Origin of the sequence: Spirulina sp. CS-785/01 (assembly GCF_028330525.1) — a bacterium.
Classification (GTDB): domain Bacteria; phylum Cyanobacteriota; class Cyanobacteriia; order Cyanobacteriales; family Spirulinaceae; genus JAQMSD01.
In genome coordinates this window covers 1-9,248 of sequence record NZ_JAQMSD010000110.1, presented here as the reverse complement: position 1 = coordinate 9,248, position 9,248 = coordinate 1, and the positions used below count along the sequence as shown (strand labels likewise).

Below are 9,248 nucleotides of genomic sequence, written 5' to 3'. Positions count from 1 at the left end.
TCTATGCCAAGAGATCTGTGTTCAGGTATTTTGATTAAAAAAGTGGGGTTGGGCATCGCCTCACTCAAAAACGCGAAGTCTCGTTCCAGGGATGGAGAAGCCCACGCTCTAATCTCCGATTGAGCGTGGGAGTATGTCACTCATTAGGCTCTTTAGATCAAGCCCTCGAACAGTATAGTGTTGCTGCCCAAGACGGGACTCCCGAAGCCCTCAACAACATTGGTCATATTTACATTCACCGCTTCAACCCCGCGAAACGCCGCAACACCCCCATTGTCGCCGAAACCTTCCTGCGCCTTGGGGTGCAGCGTATCACAGAAGACACCCCCCGCGTCACCCAATATATACTCCATCGCAACTTGGGTTGGTCTTTAGTTGCCCAAAAGCAGTATGAGGAAGCGGAAAACTACCTCACGGATTCCATCGAGATTTACGATCAACTGGACGACGAAGAAACCCAACAAATTGCCATGGCTTCAGAATGCTTGTTAACCCAAGTATATGAAGCCCAAGATCGTCCCGTGAGTGACTTGAACCCCCTCTATCAAGATTGTATTGACCGGAGTTTGCCTCAAACCACCGATCAATATAAATGGTTACTCGGTGTGGGTGAACGTCGCTTGGCAGCCTGTATGGACACCAGCAAAATCGTGGAAAACCCCAACCCAGCCCCCATGGAGACCAACCCCCTCTGTGGCGAACCCATGGTCATGGCCCCACCCACGGTCAGCCAACCGGAAGAAATTGAAAATCTCCGGGTGGGTCTGTCGGACACCCTCAATAGTAGCTGGACGCAAGTTCCCACGTTTAGTGAACCTGTCAGCTATGTGGTGACGGTAAATTCAGAAGGGACGGTAATCGAATATGAACCCATCGGAGATGCCGCCGGACAATATGACGACGAAACCCCCTTACCAGGTTTAGTCGAAGAAACCGACAACGAGACGGCGATTGTTAACTTCCAAGTGACCTTTAACTCCAATGAAAGTTACGACGTGAGCTATTTAGAGTCCGAGAATACTGATGAAAGTAGTGAAGCTGAGTAAGTAGTTGATCTTCTTGTGAGAGAAGACCCTCGCGTCCCGCGAGGGAGGATGTCAAAGATGCCCTCTAACTAGCCGGAGCAGAGCATCTCGGCTAGTTAATTTTGTTATTTGTTTTAACTGCTTGTGTTATGAACCGTCCCCTGTTGCACAAACTATCCCGTCGCAGTAAATTTGTGGCTCTGGCCATCCTAGGCTTTGTGCTGATTTTAATTGCTAGTCTTTGGAATCAGCAAAACAGCGATCGCATCTACGTGGCCATGCTAGCCCCCATGAGTGGCATCAGTGGTAACGTAGGTGAGGAAATGGTACAAGGCACACAAATGTACCTCGATGAAATCAATCAAGGGGGAGGGATTAACGGGAAAACCGTTAAATTACTCGTCTTTGACGATGAATACGATCTAGAAGTTGGTCGAGAAAAAGCCCAAGAAATTGCCGACGATCAGCGAATTGTCTTAACCTTGGGCCCCTATACCAGTTCCATTGCCGTGGAAGCCGGGACAATCTACGAACAAGCCAGCTTACCCGCCCTAACTGCCACCGCCCAAGTCAATGCCGTCACCACTAGCAACAACGCTTATTTTCGGGCTAGTTTCACCACCGATGATGAAGGAATTTTACTGGCCAATTATCTCAGAACAATCCTGAAAGAAGATAACGTCAGTATTATTTTTGATGGCAGCGATAATTATAGTAATTCTTTGACCAACAGCTTTAGAAATACCTTTCAGGGATTAGATGGCCAAATTAGCAATCAGTGGGACATTCAACAAATCGCGCCTAACTCCTTTGGTTCAATTAGTGATTTCTGGCAACTGGATGCAGAGGAATTAGGAACGATCGCCTTGTTTTCCGTCGGTCCACAAACCACCGAAATCATTGCCAACCTGAGACGGGCCGGAGTCGATGTGCCGATTATCGGCGGGAATACCTTGGCTGATCAAACCTTTGTTTCCCAACTCCGCACCTTTCCCGAAGCCCAAGCGCAACCGGGGTATTTTTCCGATGGGCTTTATGCCACCTCTCCCCTCATTTATGATGTCTCCAATGAAGAGACGCAAGCGTTTCGGGATCGGTTTATTGAACGATATGAATATAGTCCCACTTGGCTGGCTGCGGCCTCTTACGATGGGGCGAAAGTCGCTGTAGAAGCCTTAAAACGGGCTAATCTTGATGGGGAAACCCTAGTTGAAAAGCGTCAAGGGGTTTATCGCGCCTTATCCGCTATGGGCAGTCCAGAACAAGGTGTGGAGGGGTTGGAAGGGCCGTTATATTTTGACGGCGATCGCAATACCCCCAGTAAAATCAACGTCGGTGTTTACGAACAACAAAATCTCATTTCTGCCCCCGTCCAACTGCAACCCATCACCAATCGACGCACCGTGAATGATTTAGAGGAAAAAATTAACAACGGACAAATCCTCCGCATGGGGGGGAAATATGCCTATGTTACCAAGGTCGTTTATACAGGCATTGATATTAACCAAGTGTCCGACCTCGATTTAAGAGACGAAAGCTATGTGGTGGACTTTTTCCTCTGGTTTCGCCATCCAGGAGGTCAGGAAGTTGAAGAAATTGAATTTTTAAATTCTGCTGAACCCATCGAACTTGAAGACCCCATTTATGAAGCCGAAAAAAATGGCATGAAAGTGCGAGCTTTTCGCATCAAAACCACCTTTGAAGGGGACTTTAATTTTCAGGATTATCCCTTTGATAGTCAAGAATTAACCCTCGAATTCCGTCATGATTATTTACGGCGGAATAATTTAATTTATGTTCCCGATGTCACCGGAATGCAGAATCCTGACCTCGCCGCCATTCGAGAGAAATTTCAACAGAGCGAAGCCCTAGACCCCTTAGCCAATTGGAGTTTTCAAGAAGCCCATTTTTTTGAAAGTACCGATAAGGACTATTCGACCCTCGGAAATATCGAAATGACAGATTCTGCCTCCGGTATTTATTACTCCAAATTTAACACTACGATTGAAATTCAACGCCAGTCTTTTAGTTTTAGCATTAATAACTTATTGCCATTAGCTTGCTTTATTTGGATTCTCTATGTTTTTCTCTTTTTCCCCTTTGAGGAATTCTCCATTGAATCGATCAGTGGTTTATTATTGGGGGTTGTTTTCTTTCATGTGGGGCTAAAAGCAGAACTGCCAGAGGGAATTGTCTATATTATTGCCCTCGATGTTTTCTTTTACGTCATTTATGGCTTAATTGCCGCACAAATTGTTTTAGTGTTGGCGATTGTCAGATTAAAAGACTCTCCAGAATGGGTGAAAACACTGCAAAAAATTGTCAAATCTTTTCGGTTATTTTTCCCAGTTTATTTAATTGGTGCGGCCTTGTTTATTGGCGTGTCTTATAGCATTATTCCGGCTGGACTATTTGCCCAACAACCGTCAGAAACGCCGACGCTAGAAATCAGTACCCCAGAAAACTCAACAGCACAATTGGACAGTGCAACTTATTTAAACTTGGGGAGTTGGAATCCGCAATACGCACCAGCCTTAAAAGAGTTATTTCGAGAATTTCATAAAAACCAAACTGAGATCAGACTGACGAATACTTCTACTCCCTATAGTGAGTATGGACCAGTGCTGCGGAGTCAATTGCAAAGCGAAGTTGCCCCCGATTTGGTGTTTGTGCGACCTTTTAGCCTCGATCGCGGTTTATTTGAGCAAGGATATCTCGAACCCCTGAATGACTTGTCGGGGATTCAGCAAACCTATGCCCCGGAAATCTTAAACGCTTGGCAAACCCAAGCGGGGGAAATTTACGCCCTTCCCGTCACCGCAACCTCGTTAGGGGTTTTCTACAATGTTGATCTCTTTGAGCAGTTTAATCTCGACATTCCCCAAACCTGGGAGGAATTACTCACAACGGCCCAACGGTTGCAAGAGCAAGATATTCTCCCCTTTGCCAACAGTGTCGGGAATATTGCCTTCTACCGTGATGATTATATATCTACGAGCCTCTTTTCCAACTTTACAGGAGGCCGAGACGGGCGACTGGCTTATCAAAGCGGCGATCGCTGTTTTAATGATGCCGGAATGGTGGACACTTTCCAAGCCCTCGCCGATCTGAGACCGTACTTTGATCCGAGCGATCGCCCTTACTTAGCCAGTAAACAGAGATTTCGCAACGGAAAAGCGGCCATGTGGATCAGTGGTTCTTGGGATATACAACTCTTTGTCAACCAACCCCTAGACTTTCAATGGAGTACCTTTGCCCTCCCCTCTCCCCAAGGACAACCCACCTACATGGTTCTACAACCCACCATGTCCATCGGCATCAACAGTAATTCTCCCCATAAAGAAGAAGCCAAACAGTTTCTCCAATGGTTAATGACTCCTGAAGCTGCCGAGATTATCGCCAACAACTTCCTCGGTAACTTTGTTCTGCACCGAGAACAACCCGACCTCAATAACCCCAACGCGCAACAGTTTTTCTCCTTACTAGAAAATAAAGAGACAGATGCTTATTGGACGAATCCCGAATTAGACGAAAAAATTCCCCAAGGGAATGTGCTGGTGAAAGAAGCCGCAACAGGAATTCTCAAGGAAGAAATGACCCCCCAAGAAGCTGCCAATCATATCCAAGAGGGTTTGGCCGAATGGTACGAACCCGCCCAAATTTGCCAACTGTAAGCAGTTTATTCCCTATTCCCTGTTCCCCATTTCCCATTCCCTGTTCCCCATTCCCCATTCCCTGTTCCCTGTTCCCGGTTTAACCAATGAAACACCTATCTTTGAACAAATTTACTCGTCGTAGTCGATTGATTGTCTTAGCGGTTATTACCTTCGCGTTGATCCTGCTGGCCAATTTTGCCAACTTTGGGACTTTTTTAAATAGCGATCGCATCTACGTGGCCATGCTGGCCCCCATGACAGGGCCTAATGGGGAAGTCGGCAAGGAAATGGTACAAGGAACACAGATGTATCTGGATAAAATTAATCGAGAGGGCGGCATTAACGGAAAAAAGGTCAAATTACGGGTTTTTGACGACCAAGGGCAAGTTTCAGTAGGTCAAGAAGAAGCCCGCAAAATTGCCGAAGATCAGCAGATTGTCTTGAGTTTGGGGTCCTATACCAGTTCTGTTTCCCTAGAAGCCGGAAAAATTTACGAACAGGCCGGTTTAGCTGCCATTACTGCCACGGCCCAGGCCAATGCAGTCACAGAAGAAAATAAAACCTATTTTCGAGTAGGGTTCACCACCCATGATGAAGGAGTCTTATTAGCCAATTACCTGAAAAAAATCCTCCAAGAGGATAACGTTAGTATTATCTTTGATGGTCAGGATAGTTGGAGTAACTCCTTAACCCGCAGTTTCCGCAATACCTTCCGAGGGTTAAAGGGCAATATTAGACATCAATGGGATATTCAACAAATTGCCCCTAATTCTTTTGGTTCGATTAGTGATTTTTGGCAACTGGATAGAGAGGAGTTAGGGACAGTCGTTTTATTTCCCCTTGGCCAAGATGCAGCCAGTCTCTTGGGCAACATGAAACGGGCCGGCATTGATACCCCTGTTGTTGGTGGAATTTCCTTAACTGGCCAGTCCTTCCTCTCCCAACTGCGCACCTTTCCCGAAGCGCAGGCCAAACCAGGCTATTTTTCCGACCAACTTTATGCCACCTCTCCTTTACTCTACGATGTGTCTAGTGAGGCAACCCAAGATTTTCGCAATCAGTTTATTGAAAAATACGACTATCAACCCACTTGGGTGGGGGCCTTGTCCTATGATGGGGCAAAAATGGCCGTAGAAGCCTTAAAAGGGGCTAATCTGAATGTAGGTAAGATTGCAAATAAGCGTCAATCGGTTTATGACAGTTTATCGAATTTGATGGGGGCAGACCGGGGCATTGCGGGGTTAGAAAGGCCGTTGTATTTTGACCGCGATCGCAACACCCCTAGTAACATTAATATTGGCATCTATGAACAGCAAAACCTCATTTCTGCCCCCGTCCAACTCCAACCTATCCCAGAGCAAAAAACCATCAGCAATTTAGAAGAACAACTGGAAAATGGGCAAATTCTCCGCATGGGAGGTCAATATGCTTATATCACCCAAGTTGTTTATACAGGCATTGATATTAACCAAATTTCTAAACTCGATTTAAAAGATCAAACCTATATTGTGGACTTTTTTCTCTGGTTTCGTCATCCCGGAACAATGGAAATCGAAAAACTTGAATTTTTAAATGCTGCTGAACCCATTAAACTGGAAGAGCCTATTTACGAAGAAGAAAAAAACCACATGAAGGTGCGAGCATTTCGCATCAAAACCACCTTTGAAGGAGATTTTAGTTTTCAAGATTATCCCTTTGATAATCAAGAATTAAAAATTGAATTTCGTCACGATAATTTACGACGAAATAACCTCATTTATGTCCCGGATATCACCGGAATGCAGAACCCTGATCTAGAGTCCATTAAACAGAAATTTGCCAACAGTGAAGTGCTAGATAGTTTAGAGAGTTGGAAATTTCAAGAAGTAACCTTTTTTGAAAATACAGATAAAGGCTATTCAACATTAGGAGACTTAGAGGCAGTTAACTCTGCGGATTCAGGTATTAATTACTCTAAATTTAATGTAGCAATTAGCATAGCACGACAATCCTTTAGTTTTAGCATTAATGACCTCTTGCCCTTAGCTTGTTTCATTTGGATTTTATACATTTTCCTCTTTTTTCCCTTTGATGAATTTTCCGTTGAATCCGTCAGTGGTCTTTTATTAGGGGTTGTCTTCTTTCATGTGGGGTTAAAATCCGAACTCCCCGATGGCATTGGTTATATTATTGCCCTCGATATGTTCTTTTATGTCATTTATGGCTTAATTGCTGCCCAAATTCTGTTAGTCGTTGCCATTCTCCGCTTCAAAGATCATCTCGAATGGAAGAAAAAACTCAATCGAATCGTCAAATACTTTCGGTTACTCTTTCCCGCTTATATTTTGGGGGCCGCGTTATTTATTGGTTGGTTTTATAATATCCTGCCCACCCCCAACAAAGTCTTTGCCGAACAGTCCACCACCAATCCTCCCATAGAAGTTAGCACCAATCCAGAGCAGACTCCCCCATTAAAGGGAAAGACGCTCTTAACCTTTGCCAACTGGAAACCCGAATACCAAAAACCCTTTCAAGACCTGTTTCGGCAATTTTATCAAGACCATCCAGAGATTAGACTGAAAAGCATTGCCACTCCTTATGGGCAATATAGCGAGGTTTTGCGGAATCAATTACAAAACGAGGTGGCCGCCGATCTAGTCTTTTTACGAGCTTATAGTCTTGATCGCAATTTATTTGAAAAAGGTTATCTGGAAACGCTCAACGATTTGCCAGGCTTAAAAGAAAATTATACAAGCGACAGTCTCAACCCCTGGCAGACTACAGAAGGGGCAATTTATGGTGTTCCCTTGAGTGCGGTTGCCAACGGGATTTACTATAACGTCGATCTCTTTCAACAACTCAATCTCGACATCCCGCAAACCTGGGAGGACTTATTAAACACCGCCCAACGTTTTCAAGCCCAAGGGATTCTCCCCTTTGCCAATAGTCCTACGAATAACAATTATGAACGAGACGATCGCATCTTTACCAGTATCCTCCCCAACTTTACAGGAGGCCAGGAAGGACGACTGGCTTATCAAAACGGCGATCGCTGTTTTAATGATGCCAACATGATAGCCGCCTTCCAAGCCCTCGCCGATCTCAAACCCTATCTCGATCTCAGAGATCATTCCCTCATCGTCAGCCGACAAACCTTCCTCAACCAAGAGGCCGCCATGTGGATCAGTGGGTCTTATGACTTACAACCCATGATCAGCGCAAACCCCGACTTTGCCTGGAATATCTTTCCCTTCCCTTCCCCTCAAGGACAACCCACCTCAGTCATCTTACACCCAGATTTTGCCGTCGGACTCAATGCCAACTCCCCCCATAAAGAAGAAGCCCAACAATTCCTCCAATGGTTAATGACTCCCGAAGCTGCCGACATCATTACCAACCGTCTCCCCGGTAACTTTGTCCTACACCAAGAAAAACCAGCAGTTCGTCATCCCAAAGCCCAAATCTTTTTCGACTTCATCCAAACCTATGACACCGATGTACGCTGGACTTATCCCCAATTAGACGAAAAAATCCCCCAAGGGTACACCCTAGCCAAAAAAGCCTCCACAGCAGTTCTCAAAGGAGAAATGACCCCCCAAGAAGCGGCCAATTTTATCCAACAGGGGTTAGCGGAATGGTACGAACCCGCCCAAACCTGTGAACCCTCTGTAGAAGCCAACCCTAGTTAATGGGAGTCGGGAGAGTTGAGAGTTGAGAGTTGGGGAATTGAACCACAAAGACACAAAGGACACAAAGGGGTGTCGGGTGTCGGGTGTCGGGAGATGGGGGAGATGGAAGGTTAAACTGTTCTAGTTTCAATGCTCCTCTGCCTTCTGCCCTCTGCCTTCTGCCTTCAAGTTGTATAATCTTCTTGTACTTGTACGAGACATCGAGCCGTTAACAAAATATGGACTTCCAATTGCCAACAGATTTAACGACCTACACCCAATGGGCGGGGATTTTAACGGTATTTTTCTTAATTCTCACCATTTTGGCCTTCTTGTTTAAATGGGGACTCCGCTTTCGTCTAGTGGGTGCTACTGCTTTTATGGGGGTGATCACTATTGGAATTTTTGGCTTGAGTCTAGGATTATTCAACCGCACGGATATTCCGGGATCAATTCGTTATTCCCTTGTGTTTGATAATGCGGGTAATAATGTTGTGATTGCCGTTCCTTCCGAAATTACCGAAGATGAATTAGACGCAACCCTTCGTCAAGCTGCCATTGATATTACCCCTTATGGACGACAAAACACCGAAGATGGCAAGGTGACAGTCCGGGCCCGCACTGTGTTACACCCCCAAGAAGGAGTCTCGCGTCCTTTGTATATTGGACAGGTGAAAAAATTGATCCAGTCCAGAGATGAGACACAATTAGAGGTAGATATCTTTGAACACAAGTTTCAAAAATTGGGTAATGGGTAATGGGGAATGGGGAATGGGGAATGGGGAATGGGAAATGGGGAATGATTAGTTTATGACCTTTTTTTAGGCTAACTTTACTCTTTCTCCTTCCTTCTGCTTTCTGCCCTCTGCTTTCTGCCCTCTGCCTTCTGCCCTCTGCCCTCTGCCCTCTGCCCTCTGCCC

4 protein-coding genes are annotated in these 9,248 nt (G+C 45.4%); all 4 read left to right on the top strand.

All coding sequences use genetic code 11. The features are described 5' to 3' along the window. Positions 1-125 precede the first annotated feature (125 nt). The 4 genes from PN462_RS06525 to PN462_RS06510 all read left to right on the top strand — a co-directional run bounded on the left by PN462_RS06525 (position 126) and on the right by PN462_RS06510 (position 9,086). Complete coding sequence (locus PN462_RS06525) at positions 126-1,046, top strand: tetratricopeptide repeat protein (protein ID WP_272127222.1); 921 nt, start codon at positions 126-128, stop codon at positions 1,044-1,046. 128 nt (positions 1,047-1,174) lie between these two features. Then, positions 1,175-4,699 carry an extracellular solute-binding protein gene (locus PN462_RS06520; protein ID WP_272127220.1) on the top strand — a complete coding sequence of 1,175 codons (3,525 nt, stop codon included), beginning with the start codon at positions 1,175-1,177 and terminating at the stop codon, positions 4,697-4,699. Between the two features lie 101 nt (positions 4,700-4,800). Further along, positions 4,801-8,349, top strand: coding sequence for an extracellular solute-binding protein (locus tag PN462_RS06515; RefSeq protein WP_272127219.1), 3,549 nt, complete (start codon positions 4,801-4,803; stop codon positions 8,347-8,349). A 218-nt stretch (positions 8,350-8,567) separates the two neighbouring features. After that, on the top strand, positions 8,568-9,086 hold the full coding sequence (locus PN462_RS06510) for a Ycf51 family protein (protein ID WP_272127217.1): 519 nt from the start codon (positions 8,568-8,570) through the stop codon (positions 9,084-9,086). The last annotated feature ends 162 nt before the right edge of the window (positions 9,087-9,248 follow it).